Annotated in this window: 16 protein-coding genes; 5 read left to right on the top strand and 11 right to left on the bottom strand. The window is 43.1% G+C overall.

What is annotated here, in order from left to right; all coding sequences use genetic code 11:
* Positions 1-84 precede the first annotated feature (84 nt).
* Both ABIB50_RS19865 and dapF read right to left on the bottom strand, forming a co-directional pair.
* Positions 85-2,976 carry a DEAD/DEAH box helicase gene (locus ABIB50_RS19865; RefSeq protein ID WP_429382615.1) on the bottom strand — a complete coding sequence of 964 codons (2,892 nt, stop codon included), beginning with the start codon at positions 2,974-2,976 and terminating at the stop codon, positions 85-87.
* A gap of 186 nt (positions 2,977-3,162) precedes the next feature.
* Positions 3,163-3,948 carry a diaminopimelate epimerase gene (gene dapF, locus ABIB50_RS19870; RefSeq protein ID WP_429382616.1) on the bottom strand — a complete coding sequence of 262 codons (786 nt, stop codon included), beginning with the start codon at positions 3,946-3,948 and terminating at the stop codon, positions 3,163-3,165.
* 188 nt (positions 3,949-4,136) lie between these two features.
* On the opposite strand from dapF, the gene ABIB50_RS19875 reads away from it, so the two are divergent.
* Positions 4,137-5,696 carry a trypsin-like peptidase domain-containing protein gene (locus ABIB50_RS19875; protein ID WP_429382617.1) on the top strand — a complete coding sequence of 520 codons (1,560 nt, stop codon included), beginning with the start codon at positions 4,137-4,139 and terminating at the stop codon, positions 5,694-5,696.
* A gap of 182 nt (positions 5,697-5,878) precedes the next feature.
* Positions 5,879-7,066, top strand: a complete 1,188-nt coding sequence (locus ABIB50_RS19880) for a class I SAM-dependent rRNA methyltransferase (protein WP_429382618.1) — start codon at positions 5,879-5,881, stop codon at positions 7,064-7,066.
* Positions 7,067-7,189: 123 nt separating this feature from the next.
* Here the strand turns inward: ABIB50_RS19880 and ABIB50_RS19885 are convergent, their stop codons facing one another.
* From ABIB50_RS19885 to ABIB50_RS19925, 9 genes are all read right to left on the bottom strand, one after another.
* Positions 7,190-8,614, bottom strand: coding sequence for a hypothetical protein (locus ABIB50_RS19885; protein WP_429382619.1), 1,425 nt, complete (start codon positions 8,612-8,614; stop codon positions 7,190-7,192).
* Positions 8,595-9,152: a hypothetical protein gene (locus ABIB50_RS19890; RefSeq protein ID WP_429382621.1), complete on the bottom strand. Its 558-nt coding sequence runs from the start codon at positions 9,150-9,152 to the stop codon at positions 8,595-8,597. The genes ABIB50_RS19885 and ABIB50_RS19890 overlap by 20 nt, the downstream gene beginning before the upstream one ends.
* Positions 9,149-9,709, bottom strand: coding sequence for an RNA polymerase sigma factor (locus tag ABIB50_RS19895; protein WP_429382622.1), 561 nt, complete (start codon positions 9,707-9,709; stop codon positions 9,149-9,151). The genes ABIB50_RS19890 and ABIB50_RS19895 overlap by 4 nt, the downstream gene beginning before the upstream one ends.
* Positions 9,710-10,004: 295 nt before the next feature.
* Positions 10,005-10,544, bottom strand: coding sequence for an AAA family ATPase (locus ABIB50_RS19900; RefSeq protein WP_429382623.1), 540 nt, complete (start codon positions 10,542-10,544; stop codon positions 10,005-10,007).
* A gap of 48 nt (positions 10,545-10,592) precedes the next feature.
* Positions 10,593-11,216, bottom strand: coding sequence for a nicotinamide riboside transporter PnuC (pnuC, locus tag ABIB50_RS19905; RefSeq protein WP_429382625.1), 624 nt, complete (start codon positions 11,214-11,216; stop codon positions 10,593-10,595).
* A gap of 255 nt (positions 11,217-11,471) precedes the next feature.
* Positions 11,472-13,019, bottom strand: a complete 1,548-nt coding sequence (locus ABIB50_RS19910) for a DHA2 family efflux MFS transporter permease subunit (protein ID WP_429382626.1) — start codon at positions 13,017-13,019, stop codon at positions 11,472-11,474.
* A 5-nt stretch (positions 13,020-13,024) separates the two neighbouring features.
* Positions 13,025-14,080 carry an HlyD family secretion protein gene (locus ABIB50_RS19915; protein ID WP_429382627.1) on the bottom strand — a complete coding sequence of 352 codons (1,056 nt, stop codon included), beginning with the start codon at positions 14,078-14,080 and terminating at the stop codon, positions 13,025-13,027.
* Between the two features lie 13 nt (positions 14,081-14,093).
* The gene (locus tag ABIB50_RS19920; protein WP_429382629.1) at positions 14,094-15,452 is read right to left on the bottom strand and encodes a TolC family protein; all 1,359 of its coding nucleotides are present in this window, start codon (positions 15,450-15,452) and stop codon (positions 14,094-14,096) included.
* A gap of 6 nt (positions 15,453-15,458) precedes the next feature.
* Positions 15,459-16,091: a TetR/AcrR family transcriptional regulator gene (locus ABIB50_RS19925; protein WP_429382630.1), complete on the bottom strand. Its 633-nt coding sequence runs from the start codon at positions 16,089-16,091 to the stop codon at positions 15,459-15,461.
* Between the two features lie 275 nt (positions 16,092-16,366).
* Between ABIB50_RS19925 and ABIB50_RS19930 the strand changes: the two genes are divergently transcribed.
* From ABIB50_RS19930 to ABIB50_RS19940, 3 genes are read left to right on the top strand one after another with little or no spacing between them, the layout of a single operon-like run.
* Positions 16,367-17,821, top strand: a complete 1,455-nt coding sequence (locus ABIB50_RS19930; RefSeq protein WP_429382631.1) for an SDR family oxidoreductase — start codon at positions 16,367-16,369, stop codon at positions 17,819-17,821.
* On the top strand, positions 17,818-18,729 hold the full coding sequence (locus ABIB50_RS19935) for a TIGR01777 family oxidoreductase (RefSeq protein ID WP_429382633.1): 912 nt from the start codon (positions 17,818-17,820) through the stop codon (positions 18,727-18,729). The genes ABIB50_RS19930 and ABIB50_RS19935 overlap by 4 nt, the downstream gene beginning before the upstream one ends.
* 3 nt (positions 18,730-18,732) lie before the next feature.
* Positions 18,733-20,040: a cryptochrome/photolyase family protein gene (locus ABIB50_RS19940; protein WP_429382634.1), complete on the top strand. Its 1,308-nt coding sequence runs from the start codon at positions 18,733-18,735 to the stop codon at positions 20,038-20,040.

The following is a 20,040-nucleotide window of genomic DNA, read 5'->3' on the forward strand; positions in this document are numbered from 1 at the left end:
GTTAATGCGGAAAAAGTCATTGCTTTGTCCTTATTCATTTTCATATTGAGCGCTACCAAGTGCCCCGATAAGGATTTTATTTATTTACCCCAATATCTCCTTAATATCATCCGCAGATAACGACTTGATAAAACTTTCCTCGGTAGTAATTAATGCACGCGACATGCTGAGCTTGCGTTGCTGCAGCGCCAGGATCTTTTCTTCAACCGTATCTTTAGTGATGAATTTGTAGATGAACACGTTTTTGGTTTGGCCGATGCGATGGGTACGGTCAATGGCCTGTTGCTCTACAGCCGGGTTCCACCATGGGTCCAGGATGAACACGTAGTCGGCTTCGGTCAAATTTAGTCCCACCCCGCCTGCTTTTATAGAGATGAGGAACACGCGGGTACTTTTATCTTCCTGGAACTGCTTCACCACGTCGCCGCGGTTTTGGGTGGCACCGTCCAAATAAACATAAGGGATATGCTGCTCATCAAAATGGCGGCGGTAAATAGCCAGTTGCTTCACAAATTGCGAGAATATAAGCACCTTATGCCCGCCATCTAACACGGTATTCAACGTATGGGTAACGTTCTCGAATTTGCCCGAGTCGCCTTCATAATCCTGGTCGATCATGTATGGGTGGTTGGCTATCTGGCGCAGCTTGGTTAACCCCTGCAATACCTGGATCTGGGTTTTGGCGAAGGTGCCATCCTCCAGGCTTTTTAACAGTTCGTTACGATATTCTGATTTCACTTCTTCGTAAACCGATGCCTGTTCCTCGCTCATCTGGCAGTAGAAGAGGTTCTCGGTTTTTGGCGGCAGCTCGGTAGCTACCTGCTCCTTGGTGCGTCGCAGTACAAATGGTTTTATAAGGGCCTGCAATTTGCGGGCTTTCTCCTCATCCTTTTTCTTTTCTATGGGTGTTACAAACTCGTTCAAAAAATATTGCTGCGTGCCTAATAAGCCGGGATTGATGAACGACATCTGTGTCCACAGGTCGTTAACCGAATTTTCTACCGGTGTACCGCTCAATATCAGCTTAAATTTTGATTTTAACTGCTTAACAGAGTGGAACGATTTTGACGCCGGGTTCTTGATGTTCTGGCTCTCATCCAATATCACATAGTCAAAAAAGTAGGCCTTAAACATCTCTATATCTATCCGGCTGATGCCATAGGTAGTAATCACCACATCATAATTGGCAAACACTTCCGGCGATTTATAGCGGAACGTGCCGGTATGCACCATCAGCCTTAACTGCGGTGTAAACTTTTTGGCCTCATTGAGCCAGTTGTAGATCAGCGACGTTGGCATAATAACCAGCGAAGTGCTTTTACCACCTGTGGCCTCGGTATCTTCTTTGTGTTTTTGCAGCAAGGCAAGCGTTTGGATGGTTTTACCCAAACCCATATCATCGGCCAAACAGCCGCCAAAATGGAAATTCTTTAAAAAGTGGAACCAGTTATAGCCGGCCTGCTGATAGGGCCTTAAACTACCCGAAAAGTTGACAGGCATAGGCACCTCGGCCAGTTCATCAAAGTCCATCAGCTTTTGAAGCTTTCGGCTCATGGTTACTTCGGCCATTTCGCCGGCAAGGTCGTTAACCAGGCCTAAATGGTGGCGGCGCAGTTTAATCTTGTCGCCGCCTTCGCTAAAATGCAGCAGGTTGCCATATTGCGAGAACCATTGCTCGGGGATAACCGCAATCTCGCCGGACGGCAGGGTAAATTCTTTTTTATGGTTGAGGATGTGATTTTTTAGCTGGATAAAAGGGATGCGATACTTACCGAAATAAACAAAGGCGTTGATATCGAACCAATCGTTATCCTCGGTAACCTCAAGATCGATCTTGCTGTTGCCAAAAACATAGCGTTTCTGGCCCTCGGGCTGCTCAATTTCAAAACCCTGTTCTATTAACGCGTCGTGGTGGTGGTTCAGCCATTCAAATATAGAATGGGCCTGGTTGGTGTCATCTTCGTGATGCACAACCTCCAGGTTTTGGAACAATGACGAAACTGTTTTTAAGCCTAACTCCTCTAATTGAGTCAGCTTGTTCTTTTCCCAGGTAACCGAGCGTTTAATGCGGTGGAAGGTATAGTTATCGCCATCCACATCCATACGTACCGAAATATGCCTGCCATCCCCGTAAGGGAAAATATAACCAGCATATTTAAAATACAATTGCAGCTGCGATGTGCCGCCTTCAACATAAATAGGTTTCAATATGGGGATAGCCTCGTGCTTTTCAGTATCTATAGTAAAGCCTTCGGCATAAACATTATGCTTCTCTATCAACGGCGCTACAAACTTTTCGAAATACGACTTCTCTGACGACCTGGGTACCGCGATATAGCGTTTATTTAAAAACGGCAGCAGCTTTTTACCTTCAATCTCTTTATCAAAATGGTAAAGGGTGTCGTCCATCAGCATCCAGGCGGGGTGGTTGCAAATAATCTCGGCATTCTTGAACATAAACTCAATCCGCATCCCTTTGTATTTTAACGTAGGGAAATAGCGGATCTCCTCAGCATCGCGACGAAAGTGAAAGAGTACGGTAGTTACTTCATCAGCAATCTTCAATTTCTTCTCGGCAGGGTAACCTTCCTTGCTCATTTGGTAGATCTGCTTGTCGGCCAATAAAATCAACGCGTCGGCCATACGCTTTTCCATTTTTGGGCGGATGGTTTCAAACAGTGTATCATTAAAGATCTTGGCAAAAAACTCCGACGGTCGGATAGGCTTTTTATAGAATTTTTTTATGACGTTACCCTGCTCAATCTCTTCAAGCAGCTTGATCAGTTTGATATCAACGTCATCAACACAATGGCTAAACTCGGTGGCGGTATTGGAAAATAAGCGTTGGTGGGTAAGCGAAAATTCGCCATTAGGGTTAAGCTGGACCACGTGCGGCTCAATTACATAGCCCAGGTACTCATGCTTAGCAATAGCATAAATAATTTGGCAAGGTTTTGAACTGTCGACACGTAACATAAGTAGCTTTAAATAAAAAATTATTAAAAGCTACATCAACAAAAAATTCAAACGTACTTAGAATTTGCAGGAAGAAAAAATATTTGATGTTAAATAATTATTAACAGTGCGGATAAAGCTGAAAGGTTAAATCAGAAAGCTAAAAACTTTCTATGTGCTTTTAGCTTTAGTCTTTCGGCTTTGTGCTCAAATCTCTACTTCCCCCTCAAAAACCAATTTTGCCGGGCCCTCTAAAAATATATGGGTGAAAGTATTACCATCATAATTAAAGCGGATATTCAGATCGCCGCCTAAAACTTTTATAGGGGTTTCTATACTGCCTGTTTGGTTATTGTGTTTAGCCATGGCTAAAGCTACCGCCGTTACGCCTGTGCCGCAGGCATAGGTTTCGTCCTCAACGCCGCGCTCAAAAGTGCGCACAAAATAGCCGTTGGCTTTTGGCTCCACAAAGTTTACGTTAATGCCGTTGGCTTTGTAGGTATCGTTATTTCGGATGGCGTGGCCATCGGTATAAACGTTTTTATTGGCAAGATCGGTAGCCAGGGTTACGTAATGTGGCGATCCGGTGTTTAAAACATAAGCATCGGCATCTTTGGTAACGGTATCAACATCAATCATTTGCAGGCTCACCCAGTCGCCCGTTTCTGAAATTTTGGCATGGTGCGGACCGTCAACTGCCAAAAAATCTGTTTCGGTCTTAATAATCCCCAGGAATTTTGCAAAAGCCACAATACAGCGCCCGCCGTTGCCGCACATGCTGCTGGGCTGGCCGTCGGCATTATAATATACCATCTCAAAATCATACCCCTCTTTGTTTTGCAGGAACATGATCCCATCGCCGCCAATACCAAAACGGCGGTCGCACAAGCTGGCTATCAACTTTATATTGTGGTGATTTGCAGCATTTTCGCGGTTATCAACCAAAATAAAATCGTTGCCTGCGCCCTGATATTTATAGAAATGTAGCTTCACTGTATTTATTTAATGGTAACTTTATAACTCAAACAAACGGCCAATAACAACACAATGGGCTATTTACTTAAATTTAACATTTTTTAACAAAAAATCGTATAACTTATTGTTGCATATACCGTCTATATGGTATTAAATTTGAATTGCAAAAATAAGTATAACTAACAAGAATAAATAAGGATTATAAGATGAAAAGAATTGGTTTAACATTATTAACGGCTTTTGTGGGCGGCGCTATGGCGCTGGGTACCTACAAATTGGTTGAAAAGAAGTATGCTGATAATATGAGCATCGACGAGAAACAACAGGTTTACTTTGCAAACAACAAGTTGTCGTCGGCCATTACATCATCAGCGGGTGAGGTTGATTTTACGCAGGCAGCTGCAGCGGTAACGCCGGCTGTGGTTTACATCCGTACAACTTACACTAATACTGCGCAAAACTCACAGCAAGATCAGTTACAACAAATGTTTGGCGATATGTTTGGCCAGCGCCAGCCGCGTCAAAACACGCCGCAAATGGCTTCAGGCTCGGGGGTTATTATTTCGCCCGACGGTTACATTGTTACCAACAACCACGTGGTAGCTAAAGCCGACAAAATTGATATTACTTTAAATGATCATCGCCAGTTTAAAGCTAAAGTGATAGGTACCGACCCTAACACCGATTTGGCTTTAATTAAAATTGAAGGCACTAACCTGCCTATTGTAAAGTTGGGTAACTCTGACGATGCAAGGGTAGGCGAATGGGTACTGGCAGTTGGTAACCCTTTTAACCTGACATCAACCGTAACCGCGGGTATTGTTAGCGCCAAGGGCCGTGGTATTGGCATTATTGGTTCTGAAGATAACCAGGACGACGACGATGCCAACCCGTTTGGCCGTATGCGCAGGCAACAACCGGCTACTCCACGCTTAAATAAAGGTATTGAGTCGTTTATACAAACTGATGCTGCGATTAACCCTGGTAACAGCGGCGGTGCATTGGTTAACACCAAAGGCGAGTTGATAGGTATTAACTCGGCTATTGCCTCTCATACCGGTTCATACGAAGGTTATGGCTTTGCCATCCCTATTAACCTTGCTAAAAAGGTATTGAATGATATCCAGAAATTTGGCGCGGTTAAACGCGGTTATGTAGGTGTAAACTTCCAGGAGTTAAGCCCAGACGCTGCCGAGAACCTGCACATTAAAACCACAGTAGGTTTATATGTTAATGATATAGTTGACGGTAGCGGCGCAGAACAAGCGGGTATCAAAAAAGGTGATATCATCAGTAAAGTTGAAGGCCAACCAGTTTATGAGTCGTCTGACTTACAGGAGCGCGTGGGCCGTTTACAGCCGGGTGATAAAATTCACTTAACTGTATTGCGTGATGGTGCTGAGAAAAACTTTACCGTAACGCTAAAAGCAGATGCGCCAACAGTAACACGTACTGCAGTGGTAACCAAATCAGCTGCCGAATTGTACAATAAATTAGGTGCCAGCTTTGTACCACTTACCCCGCAACAAAAAGCCAAGTTTCATGTAAACAGCGGCGTGTTGGTAACGCAAGTACGCAGCGGCGGTATGTTTGAGAATTTTGAAGTTCCGGTAGGATCAGTTGTTACCAAAGTAAACCAACAGGCTGTAAACAGCATTGGCGATATTGACAAGGCAATAACCAACCTTAAAAATGGTACTGTTACCATAACCGGATATTACCCTGACGGTGGTAATTTTAATAACAGCTTTATGGTAGCTCAGTAATGATTAATAATAAATAATGAAGAAGCCCGGCCAAAAGCCGGGTTTTTTTGTGGCCTCAAACCAACCCCCTCTCCAAAGGGGAGGAGCTTTTTATTGCGCCTTAATTAACAGGTCTTGCATCGAAGCCCCTCCCCTTTGGAGAGGGATTTAGGGTGAGGCTTTTTTATATTACCTTTGCCCCCATGATCGATATTGTATTAACTAAGGGTAAAGAGAAAGCGGTACTGCATCGCCACCCGTGGGTATTTTCGGGGGCGATAGCGCATGTAAAGGGCAAACCTGCCAATGGCGATATTGTACGCCTGGTTAATGCAAAAGGCGATTTTATGGCTTATGGTTTTTATAACGATCAGAGTCGCGTGGCGGTAAGGTTATTAGAGTGGGACGAAGAGGTTATTGTTGATGAGGGTTGGTTCCGTAATAAAGTAGCAGTTGCCGTAGCTGCACGCAGTGAGTTATTGAGTACCGGCGACACCAATACATGTCGTTTAATATTCAGCGAGTCGGACTACCTACCTGGATTAATAGTTGATAAATATGCCAATCATTTGGCTGTGCAAGTGCTTACATCGGGTATCGAAAAAATGATGCCGGTGATAATTGACGAGCTGAAACGCTTGTTAAACCCTAAAAGCGTTTTTGACAAGAGCGATGCCGCATCGCGCCAGCACGAGGGACTGGAGACCGAGAACGTGGTTTTGTTTGGTGACAATCCGCCCGAGTCGGTAGAAGTAAAAGAGAACAATATCCTATACAATATCAATATCGCCGAAGGCCAGAAATCAGGCTTTTACTGTGACCAGCGCGATAACCGTAAAATTGTGGCCGCATACGCCAAAGGCAAATCCGTACTGGATTGCTTTAGCTATACCGGGGGGTTTACACTGAATGCCTTGTATAATGGCGCAACTACTGTTACCAGCGTAGATAGCTCGGCCCTGGCGATAGCAACACTAAAGGAAAACATCAAATTAAATACGCTGGATGCTAAAAAGCATACCGCTATACAATCAGATGTAAACAAGCAGCTACGGGTTTTTAAAGACGAGGGCGCTACGTTTGACATCATTGTGCTTGATCCGCCTAAATATGCCCCATCGCGCTCGGCTTTAGATAGAGCCTCGAGAGCGTATAAGGACCTAAACAGGCTGGCGATGCTGTTATTAAACAAAGGCGGCCTCCTGGCCACTTATTCGTGCTCTGGCGCAATGAATATGGAGACATTCAAGCAAGTACTGGCCTGGGCAGCTTTAGATGCCGGCAAACAAGTGCAGTTTATTTACCAGTTCTGCCAGCCCGAGGATCACCCGGTACGATCATCATTCGCTGAAGGGGAGTATTTGAAGGGCTTGTTGTGCAGGGTGTTTTAGGGGAGAGAGTCAAGAAGTAAGAATCAATAGTCAATAATAATAATAATAATAATAAAATAGCCATTGCTTAAAGCAATGGCTATTTTGTTGGCTGCCTTTGAAGTCTTAATTCTTGGCTTCCCTTTAATCAAACTTCACAGTGCTGTAAGTAGATTTTATAGTGATCACTTTATCGGCGTTGCCTTTACCCACGTGGCCCTTGTAATTTTTTGTCGAGGTGTAGCCACGTTCGTTATCCGGGGTTTTGCTGGTTACGTTAGTTGCGCTGTCATACAGGAAATCGCCATTATGTACCGTCACGTCAAAATCCGCGTTCGCATCATTTAGCGACCCTAACTTTATAGGGGCGTATGATGAGTTAATTGATAATGCTTTCAGATTTTTACCTACATCGCCAATTTCTAAACCACCGCCATAGCGTACTACAAATGTACCTGATGAGCTTAACCTGCCAATTTTTGCAGGGCTGTAACTAATATTGGCATTAAGGTTATCGGCCTGATCTAACTGAAGGCTGCCATAAGAAACTTTCAAATCACTGTTGGCAAGGCTTTCAATATTGGCGCTGCCATATCTAACTTCAATATTATTGTCGCTGTTAGTTAATGCTTTGGCAACAAGGCCGCCGTATGAATTGCTGATGTTTAATTTACCGCTCAGGTCGGGTAAACTAATACCACCATATTTATTGTTGATGGTTAAAGCGCTTTTGGCCGGCATGTAAACTACGTAGTTGATAATAACTTTACGCACTTTGGTTATTTTACCATTTTCTGAACTGGTACCCCACCACGAGTTTTGTTCGCGTTCGATAGCGGTTTCAAATGCCACAGTATTATTTTCTTTACTGGCGTTAATAGTAGTTTTATCAATTAGTTTTTGGGCATCAGCATCGTCAATGGCGTAAGCTTTAATATCAACATCAACCTTAACTTCGTTTTTTGCCCAGGTATTTATAGTTACTTTACCGAAGCTATTATCAATTTTTAAAGCATCATTGGCATCAACCGCATAGCTTTTAGTAAAAGTCTTTGTTTTCTCTTTTACCTCGCCGCTTGCCACTTGTTTAGCCAGGTTGGCGTCCGCATTGTCACCATTAAAACGGATGTTGGTAGCCATGGTTCTGCTAAAAGTACGCTTCATAGACGAATCCAGCCTAAAGCTCATGGTTTTGCGCATAGCAGCAACTCTTTCCTGGCTTGCTGCGGTAGCCTTTGTTCTTTCTTCGCGGCTTAAGTCAGACATTTCTTTGTTTAAAGCGCGCATTTTTTCCTGCAGTTTGCGCATTTTAGTACGGTAAGCAGTGTCCTGTGAACCGCCATAAGAAGAAAAAACCTGGTACCCGGGGCTAACCGTATACACTTGTGGCGCTACGCTATACGCCTGCGAACTATAAACACGTGTCTCGGTTGTTGCAGGAACCGGGGCGACAGGTGCTACGGGAGTAACAGGTGCAACCGGAGCAATGGGGGTTTGTGCACTGGCAGTATTACGGCCCACCAGGCTCATAACAGCCACCAGGGCGATACTATATATTTTTACTTTCATTTTTTTGGTTTTTAAATTCATTAAATTGTTCAATTACATTAAGTTGCTGATTAAGCACCTCTGTTTGCACCTGCAAGTTCCGGATCATTGCGCGCAGTACAGCTTCCTGGTTAGGGCTGGTAGCCAAATCTTTATTTAATTTTTTATAGGTCGAATCCATTTTTGCCAACTCGCCCGTAAACTCTTTGTATAGTTCGGGGTCGGTTTTGGCAATGCTTTTAAGCTCGGTGCGCTGGCTGGCAATTAATGATGTATAGCGTACTTGTTGTTTAGCGTACTCTGGGTTGATAGCAGCCAGGTTAACTGCAGTCGGTTTTTGTTTAGCCAGGTAAGTAATAAAGCAGGTACCCATAACTAAAGTTATCAATGCAGCCACCCTTAATACAAACCCTAACGAAAACGTTTTATCCTCGCGCTTTTCGTCCCTGAAATGTTGTGGCAACTCGGCCTCTATCTTGCTCCACAGGTCGGCCCTTGGTTCAAGTTCGTCAAAATGTTCTTTATTATTAATTATAAAATCCTCTAATCGCTTACTCATTGTACTATTCCTCTCCTTAATAAAATCTCGCTCAGCTTTCTTTTAGCTCTTAAAAATTGTGTTCTTGATGTATTTTCCGTTATTCCTAATATTTGTCCTATTTCTTCATGGTCGTAGCCCTCTATCAGGTATAATGATATTACCTGTTTATAGCCGTGGGGCAACTCCTCCATCGCCCTTTTTACCAGGGCCACCTTATATTGTACTTCTTCATCGTCATTCTCCTCTTCGTCAATTATATTATCTACATCATCGCCCAGCTCAACCAGCTCTATCTTGCGCTTGCGCAACAGGTTTATGGAGCGGCTTACTACTATCTGTTTCAACCATAAACCAAAAGTGGTTTCCTGCCTAAAATCATGTATGCGTTTAAACGCGTCTAAAAAAGCTTCCTGTAAAACGTCCTCGGCTTCGCCCACGTTCCCTACTATCCTAAAGGCCACGTTTAGCATGGCTTTAGCATACAGTTTGTACAACTCATAACAGGCCTTTTTACTGCCTTGCTTACATTCAACTACTAAGTTGTAATGCTTGTCTATGAATAAGGTGGTCTCCAAGTTTTCTTTACAGCTTTCGGGTTATATGACAACAGTAATTTTTAAACGTTGCACCAAAGTGAAATAATTATGAAAATAATATGAAGATAGTGATTAGAGGTTAGTTAATTAGAGATTGGTTTTTAAGATTGGTGGCTGAAGATTAAAGATTAGTTTGGCAAATAATCTGATGAAGTAGCATGCCTAATCTCTAACCACCAATCAACTAACCACTAAATATAGCGTTGCCTCCGGCCCGTGCTCTCCGCTTATACGTCACAAGGCCTTAGGCGCAGGCTGGTATCCGCTTTGATCACTAACGCGGGCTGTCGCTCAAAAACCCATCAATAGCCGCTACCGCGCTTTCGTACCTGTCCTGGCCGGTGCCGCTTATCAGCACATAGTTAGCGTTCAAGTCATTTAGCTCTTTGTACCATACCTCCATAAAATGTTCGCGCATGTGGGGGAAATCGCGCAGGGGGTCATCCTGCCAGGGCAGGTCTATATTTAAAAGCAGGTAAAGATCATAGGGATGCTTTGGCAACTCATCCAGTACTTCCTTTGGTGACTTGCCAAACATTTCATCGCTCCAGATCTTAACAGTAATAAAGGTGGTATCGCAGATCAGAATTTGATTGGCTTGCGGCAACAATTCATTTTCCAAAGCAATTTGCCCGTGGAACATATTGATCTCATCCTGCCAGGTAGGTGGCTCGGTTAGTTTCTCGCAATAGCCCCGGGCATACTCAGGCACCCAAACGGTGTGGTAATGCCCGGCCAGGTAAGCCGACATTGTTGATTTTCCGGTAGATTCAGGGCCGACGATGGCTATTTTCTTTATTTCGGGTTTACTCATTTTTATCAAATTCACCCCTGACCGTCTGACGCTTCGGGAGTAGGCATCTCACACACCCTGCTTCTTCCAATCCCTTTTCCAGTCAATATATCCAAAAACAGCGATAATAATCAATATTGCAAACATACCGGCTGTGATCTGTAAATCCTTTTTGAAATAGATCACGGTATATATGATATCGACGAAAATCCATATCAACCAATTTTCGACTATTTTACGGGTAAGAAAATATTGTGCTATAAAACTACAGCATGTACAAAAACTATCAATATATGGATATGCGGGTGGATTATAATGAAGAATACTGGCAAACCTTATCAATGTATAACCTAGAGTAGGTGTAGCTACCAAAACAATAATGACAGACCAAATTATTTGACTTTTGCAAATTTTAGTTATTGGCACTGTATTTTCTGTGACAGGGTGATGAGTCCAGTTATACCAACCATACATACTTGTTATACACAAATAAATATATTGAAACATATCTGCGTAGAAGCCGGTTTTCCCGTAGATATAAATATAAATTGCGGTGCTAATAATAGCTATCGGCCAGTTCCAGATAATGTTTTTGGCTGCCAGATAAACACACAATAAGCCGGTTATAACACCAATTACTTCAAGCAGCGATTGCTGCTGCCACCAGGTTTGCAGCGTGTGTAATATTGCCATTGTTCAAATATATGAGTTTGTACAGGGAAATAATTGGGTATACTATTTAAGTAAAATGATTTTTTTTCATTTAAGGCAAATAAAAGTAGGTTTTGTTAATTAAAAACTCCTAAATTTATGCTTAAGATTTAAACAAGTCTCGCGGCGATACTTTTTGTGTGAGGAAAGCGACAACCGGGGACACCTACTAAAATTTAATTGTTAATTTTTTTGCCAAAAAAAGCCGTTCTTTTCATAGGAGAACGGCTTTCTTTTTTAGTGCACATCTGTTGGCACCTTGGCATTCTTTTTAAATGGCTGCAGGTACAGCAATGGAATCGAGAATAGCATAACCAACCCCGAGATATAATAAGCATCGTCATAGGTCAATAATAACGATTGCCGGGTTACGGCGCCCTCAATGGCTGCATAAGCCATATGTAAAGCGTCAGAAGCAGATTTGCCTTTAGCAATAAACGCCTGCTCCATCATGTGTAACCGCTCTGTAAACGCGTTATTATAAGGATTGATATTGCCTAATAGGTTACTGCGGTGAAAACCAGTGCGGATATGTATGATGGTAGTTAACACGGCTATACCAAATGATCCGCCCAGTTGGCGCATCATGTTGTTTAAGCCGGTTCCCTGGCCAAGTTCGGCACCCTTTAAGTCGGCAATAGCTAAGGTAGTTAGCGGTACAAATAATAAAGCCATACCAACACCTCTTATCAATAAGGGTATTAACACATCTGCCTGGCCTGTAGCTAATGTAGACTTGCTGAGCATAAAAGTAAACACGAAGAACAAGAACATCCCCCCTGTCGCCATAAATTGCGCCGGGATACCTTTGTTAAGCATTTTGCCAATAAAAGGCATCATTACAATGGTACAAAGGCCGCCGGGGAATAAAAGCTCGCCCGTTTGTTGTGCCGAGAAACCCAAAAGATTCTGGCAAAACACCGGGAACACAAACACCGATCCATACAATCCAAACCCTAATATAAATGAGGTAAACATACCTACCGCGAAGCTACGGTGCCGCAATATGCCAAAGTTTACTATAGGGTACTCTATACTTAATTCGCGCCAGATAAACAGGATAACTCCTAATACAGCAGTTACAGTTAATACCAGGATATAGGTAGTAGCAAACCAATCTTCCGATTCGCCTTTTTCTAATATGGTTTGTAAGCTACCTACTGCAACAGCAAGTAAGCCAATGCCCCACCAATCAATAGGTTTGCCCTTTGCCTCCTTGGGTGTTTCATTAATAAAAGTGTAGGCACAAAACGCGGCCAATGCACCAACGGGAATATTTACATAAAATATCCAGCGCCAGTTGGCGTGGTCGGTAATATAACCACCAATGGTAGGGCCCACAGTAGGCCCTACTACTGCGCCCAAACCAAATAGTGCTGTCGCGGTACCTATTTGCTCGCGCGGCCAGGTTTCAACCAAAATGGCCTGCGATGTTGATATCAAACCACCACCGGCAATCCCCTGCAGTATCCGAAAGATAACCAGTTCGTCCATGCCGGTTGCATTACCGCATAAAAATGATGCTATGGTAAATACAATGATGGATGTGATAAAATATTGTTTACGGCCAAAGCGGCTGCCTAACCAGCCCGACATTGGCAATATAATTACGTTTGCAACGGCATAGCCGGTAACCACCCAGGCAACGTCCTCTAACGTGGCGCCCAGGTTACCTTGTATAACCGGTAAGGATACGTTTACTATCGTGGTATCTATCAGCTCCAGCAACGAGGCCACGATAACCGTGATGGTAATGATCCATTTTTTAAAGCCAGTTTCAGCCATTATAATTAGTCTTTAGTAATAACAGATACGTTCACGCTCATACCCGGGCGCAGTTTATCCAAAACATCTTTTGATGCGTTTAATTTTATTTTAACAGGGATACGTTGTACCACTTTTACATAGTTACCTGTAGCGTTGTCCGGAGGTAATAATGAGAATTTAGCGCCGGTAGCAGGCGCAAAGTTGTAAACCGTACCTTCAATTTTAAGGTCAGGATAAGCATCAGTTTCAATATTAACTTTTAAACCGTTTTTAATCTTCTCTAACTGTGTTTCTTTAAAGTTAGCGGTGATGAACAGGCTGTTATCGTTAACAATAGAGAACAAAGTTTGCCCAGCCTGTACCAACTGGCCCAACTGCACATTCTTTTTTGAAGCGATACCGCTTGCTGGTGCTTTAACATCAGTATAGCTTAATTGCAGTTTGGCGTAATCAACATCAACCTGTTTCTGACTAACGCCAGTATTGGTAACTTTCAACTGGTCGCGGGTTACATCAATTTGTTGCGCAGCAGCTCTGTATTGATCTTTTGCAGCGTCAAGGTTTGCTTGTGCAACTTGCAGATCAGATTTCGACTGGTCAAACTGTTGTTGGGTAATTGAGCCATCTTTAATCAGGTTAGCATAACGTTCATAATCTTTCTTAACCTTATCTAAACGTGCCTGTGCCGATACTACACCTGCTTTAGCCACCGCCGAGTTTGATGCAGTGGTGAAAATTTGCGACTGGCCTACATTAACGCCTGCACTTGCACCAACCTGTGCCGCTTGTGCCTGCTCTAATTTAACCTTGTAATCGCGTGGATCTATTTTTACCAATACCTGGTCTTTTGTAACGTGTATGTTTTCTTCAAAGTAAATGCTGTCAACATATCCGCCTACGCGTGCTACAACGGGGCTTATATCGCCATCAACCTGCGCATCATCCGTATCAACGTGTTTGCCATAGTATATATATTCTTTTACACCAAAAATTGCTCCGCCTAATAGTAAGATTCCTAAAACGATAGGAAGTACTCTGTTAGGTTTTTTTGCTGGTGTTTCTGTTTCTTGCTTTGCCATTTTGTGTCGTGTATTATTTGTTAAGTTTTCCGGTTGATTTTAATAATGTGTAATAAGCCAGTCCAGCATCGGCTTTAGCCAATTCTAAATTTATCTGGGCCTGGTATAATAATGTTTCTGCATCTGCCTTATCTGTTGCCGATGCGATGTTGCTTTTATATTTTGATGCCAGGATGTTGTTGTTCTCGCCTGCCTGCTCAATTGATGTTTGTAATAATTGAATTTTATCAAGCGCTGTTATATAAGCCTGGTAGTTTTGGTTAACCTCGTTTTTAATGTTATCTACAGTAATGCCTTTGTTAATGCTTACTTCATCGCGCTCTAAACGGGCCTGTGCCAATTTGTTTTTGTTGGTCCACAGTGTGCCAAAGTTCCAGGCTCCGGTTAGGCCTATAGTTACCGGGGTAATAAAGTTGCCGCTTCTTGGTAAAGGGTTAATGTTGGCATCAACATAATAAGCACCTAACGACGCCGATAGCGTAGGCTTGGTTTCGGCGCTGATGGTTTTGATATTTGTTTCGGCGTATTTGTTACGCAGATCAAGCTGGCGCAGTTCCTGGCGGTTGCCGATAGCCGAATCAACATAATTTGTTAAAGTGCCAATAGATCTTTTTGCCATAGGTATTTCGGCAATTGTTAAACGAGTGCTTTCCGGTAGTCCCAATAATATGTTCAAATCGTAATTAATGATCTTGCGGTTGCTCTCCAAATCAATACCGGTCAATTCAACGTTTGAGCGTTGCAGCTGGAAACGCAGCACATCATTTTTGGTAACCAATCCCTGTTCAAAAAAGCGTTGCGACTGGTGGATCTGCGCATCAATACTTGCCAGGTTTTGCGCCACTACTTTCTGGCTTTGCAATACTTTGTATAGATTATAATAAGCATTGATGACCTGGTAAGTTATCTGGTCCTTATCCTTATCGGCGTCTAAGCGCGAAATGTTGGTTAATATCTCGGTCGACTGTTTGGCATATTTATATCTGCCCCCTGCAAAAATAGTTTCGCTTAATGACGCAATGCCTAAAAAAGCATCGGCGCTTTTGGGTAAATGAATATCGCTGTTGCCAAAGGCCAGCGTATTATAAGGTATTTCTGCACGGTTATAAGCAAGGCTTACACTACCGGTAGGTAGCGCTTTGTCTTTAGCCTGATTGTATTGCGAGATTGCCTGATCAATACGCGATTGAGATAGTTTAAGGGTTTTGCTGTTATCAAGGCCAAGTTTAATGGCTTCTTCTAATTTCAGGTCCCTGTCCTGCGCCTGGGCTTTGTTGCCCACCAGCGACATAAGCAACCATGCCAGCACAACGGCTATCAATGGTAACTTGCAAAGGTGTAGTTTGTGAGATGTATTAAATTGTATATTCATGGGTAATTAGTTGTTGAGTAGGTATGCTTTCATTAAGTTATTCATGAAGCTCTTAATCTGCGGCTTCAACTTTGCTTCTATCATTTTCTCGTCCTGTATATCGTAGCGCAATAATGCAGATGCAATGAGGGGCGTGTTAAGGATATAATTTTTTGTGCCGTAAAGGGTAGCTATCACCATAGGGATATCTATATCCTTTTTAAATTCGCCGCGTACTATGCCTTCGTTTAGGATCTTATCAAGCTCGGTTACGTTTTTAAGTAGCATATCGCGCAATTTGTCAGAAAGATCATTGCTCCGGTTCATGCCCATTTCCTGATACAACAAGCGTTGAAAACAGTTGTTGTTTACAATCTTTTCGCCGTATATTTCAATGTATTTTTCCATTTTTTCCCATGCACTTATGGTTTCATCATTACCCAGGTTCTGTAAAATGTTTTGAAAGGATGAGATCTTACGCTGGAAAATTGCCAGGAACAAACCTTCTTTCGAACCGAAATAATAGTTTAACATAGCCATATTAACACCGGCCTCACCCGATATCAACCGGGTTGATGCGCCGTCAAAACCTTTTTCTGAAAATACGCGCTCGGCTACGTCCAGTATATGGTCTTTTTTATCTATTTTATCTTTGTCCATAATCTTATAACAGCACAAAGTTAATCAAACGATTGATTAATGCAATATTATTTTTATGTTAATTTCATAAGTAACTGACTATCAATCATAAAAATTAATCAATCGATTAACTAACTATAGCAAACACAGTATTTTGGACGATTTGTTTTAATAACGATTGAGCATCGATAATTTGGACAAACGCGAGGTTACAGGATACCGGCCCTTATAGCTACCTGTTGTGAGCCAGCTGCACAAATAAAAACCCCCACCCCACTTTGTTGTTACCTTTACATATGAAAGTATTATTGGCAGGTGCAAATGGTTATATAGGTACGCGGCTTATCCCGGTTTTGCTGGAGCAGAATCATAACCTGGTTTGCCTGGTGCGCGATAAGCGCCGCTTTCATGAACAAAGCGATTTTAGCGATAGGGTGGCCCTGATAAAAGGCGATCTGCTAAAAGAAGCCACTGTCGAATCTTTTCCAAAAGATATTGATGTGGCTTATTACCTGGTACATTCCATGTCGCAGGACAAGAACTTTGCAGATCTGGAAGCCCAATCGGCCCAAAACTTTGTGAAGTTGCTGGATAAGACACATTGTAAACAGGTGATATTTTTAAGCGGGATAACTAATGATGATAACCTGTCTGAACACCTGCTGTCGCGCCGGCATGTAGAGGATGTGTTGCGCGAGGCTAAGGCCAGGCTAACTGTTTTACGGGCTGCTATCATCATTGGCTCTGGCAGCTCATCGTTCGAAATCATCAGGGATTTAACTGAGAAGTTACCCATCATGACTGTTCCGCGCTGGGTACATACAAAATGTCAGCCTATTGCTATCCGCGATGTGTTGGGATATTTAGATGGCGTAATGCTTAACGAAAAAGCTTTCGATAAAACCTTTGACATTGGCGGACCCGACATCCTGAGTTTTAAGGATATGATGCTTAACTATGCCAAAGTGCGTCATTTAAAAAGGCGCATTATTACCATTCCGTTCCTGTCGCCCAAAATCTCGTCGTACTGGCTGTACTTTGTAACGTCAGTTAGCTATTCGCTGGCGCAAAGCCTGGTTGACAGCATGAAAAACGAAACCATCATGAAAAATCATGATATCGACAAAGTAATAAAACGCGAATGCCTAACCTATCGCGAAGCTTTGGCCCTGGCATTTAAAAAGATAGAACAGAACTCGATAGTTTCAAGCTGGCGCGATGCGTTGAATAACGGCTACCTCACTTCCGACTTTATGGATCAGATAAAAGTACCGCAAAACGGAACGCTTGAATATAAAGTTAATACCCCCTTCGACCGCGACCCGATAGCTGTTTTAAATAATATTATGGCTATAGGCGGTAAACGCGGCTGGTATTATTGGGACTGGATCTGGGGTTTGCGCGGTTTTTTTGATCGTGTTGTTGGCGGTGTCGGGTTGCGCCGCGGGCGCACCAGCGATGTAACAGTATCGCCCGGCGACGTAATAGATTTTTGGCGGGTGTTATTGGTTGATAAGGTAGCCAAACGTTTATTATTATATGCCGAAATGAAACTACCTGGTGAGGCCTGGCTGGAGTTTAAAATAATTGAGCGCAATGGGAAGAAAAGCCTGAGCCAAATAGCTACTTTCAGGCCCAGCGGTTTGTGGGGGCGTGTATATTGGTATTTAATGTTTCCGTTTCATTTGTTTATATTTAAAGGGATGGCACAACAAATTGTAAATTTTGAAATACTACCTGCTAAAAAATGAGCAAACATATTTTAATAACCGGCGGTACGGGGTTGATCGGCACCAAGCTTACCAAACTATTATTAGATAAAGGATATTCGGTTAGTCACTTAAGCCGCAAACTTGCTGATGTTGATACCGGCGTACATACTTATTTATGGGATGTAAATAAAGGCGAAATTGATGAGCACGCTGTTGATGGCGTGGATATAATTGTACACCTGGCAGGTGCAAACGTGGCTGACGGCCGCTGGACAAACGATCGCAAAAAAGAGATCATACGCAGCCGAACCAAATCAATCGAGTTGATTTATAAACTAATGCGCGATAAAAAATCGCATACCGTTAATACCGTTATATCAGCATCAGGCGTTGGTTATTATGGCGACCGGGCCGACGAGCTGCTTACCGAAGATAGCGCTCCCGGCACCGATTTCCTGGCCAATGTTTGCCTGCAATGGGAGCATGCCGCTGATACCGGCGAGTCGTTAGGGTTGCGGATAGTGAAGTTTCGTACCGGAGTTGTTTTGGATGCAAATGGTGGTGCGCTCGCTGCATTGGCTAAACCTGTAAAGTTTGGATTTGGTTCGGCATTGGGTAGCGGCAAGCAATGGATGTCGTGGATCCATGAGGAGGATGTTATCGGCATGTACCTGTTTGCCATAGAAAATGAAAGCTTAAGCGGCGACTATAACATGGTGGCCCCTAACCCTGCTACCAATAAACAGCTAACCCAGGCAGTAGCCAAACAGTTGCACCGGCCGTTATGGTTGCCTAAAGTACCGGCATTTGCGTTACAACTTGCCCTGGGCGAAATGAGCGCGATAGTATTAGCCAGCCAGAAAGCATCTGCACAAAAAATTGAAGATGCCGGGTTCAAGTTTAAATATCCTACTTTAACCTGGGCATTGAAAGAGATTTATAAGTAGCCATTGGATACAAAAACAACCATCTTCTGGTTTAGGCGCGATTTGCGATTGGATGATAACGCAGGTTTATATCATGCCTTAAAAAGTGGCAACCCCGTGCTATGCCTGTTTATTTTTGACCATGAGATATTAAGTAAGCTGGATAATAAGGCCGATACCCGCGTAACCTTTATTTACGATACTATTAACGGGCTACAACAAGAACTGGAGGGACACGGCAGTAGTTTGCTGGTAGTATATGATAAGGTAGAAACCGCCTGGTACAACGTTTTAAAAGCATATGATGTTGCGGCGGTGTACACCAATCATGATTATGAGCCTTACGCTAAAACCCGCGACGAGCAAGTAAAAACGTTGCTGGGAAAACAAGGCATCGAACTAAAAACTTACAAGGACCAGGTAATTTTTGAGCGGGATGAAGTAACTAAGGATGACGGCAAACCCTATACTGTTTTTACTCCGTACGGCCGCAAATGGAAACAAAAGCTGAATGATTTTTATTTAAGCGCGTACCCTTCCAAAAAACATTTAAAACACCTGCTCAAGATAAAACACCTACCTACACCCACACTAAAAAGCCTGGGGTTTGAGCCAGGCAAGCAGGAGTTTCCGGGAAAAAACTATAAAACTGTTATTGATGATTATGCTGAAAAGCGCGATTATCCGGCCATAAAGGGCACCTCGCATATTGGCATACATTTACGATTTGGTACGGTAAGTATCCGTACACTGGCAACCGACGCTAACAATGCTCAGGAAAAAACCTGGCTAAATGAGTTGATATGGCGCGAATTTTATATGATGATACTCCATCATTTCCCGCGTACCAGGGACCACGCTTTCCGGCCCGAATACGACCGCATACAATGGGTTAATAACGAAGTGCATTTTGAAGCCTGGTGCAAAGGACAAACGGGTTACCCACTGGTTGATGCCGGGATGCGCGAATTGAATGAAACCGGATTTATGCATAACCGCATCCGCATGTTAACCGCCAGCTTTTTAACCAAGGACCTGTTGATAGACTGGCGATGGGGCGAACGCTATTTTGCAGAAAAATTATTGGACTATGATATGGCCAGCAATGTTGGCGGCTGGCAATGGGCCGCCGGATCAGGCACAGATGCGGCACCATACTTTAGGATCTTTAGCCCAGACGCACAAACCAAAAGGTTCGACCCTGAATTGAAATACATAAAAAAATGGGTTCCGGAGTATGCTGATTTCAGCAAATATCCTAAACCCATCGTTGATCACACTTTTGCGCGCGACCGTTGTTTAAAAGCTTTTAAAGCCGCTTTAAGCAAATAA

The sequence above is a fragment of the Mucilaginibacter sp. UYCu711 genome (assembly GCF_050433825.1).
In the GTDB taxonomy this organism is placed as follows: Bacteria; Bacteroidota; Bacteroidia; order Sphingobacteriales; family Sphingobacteriaceae; genus Mucilaginibacter.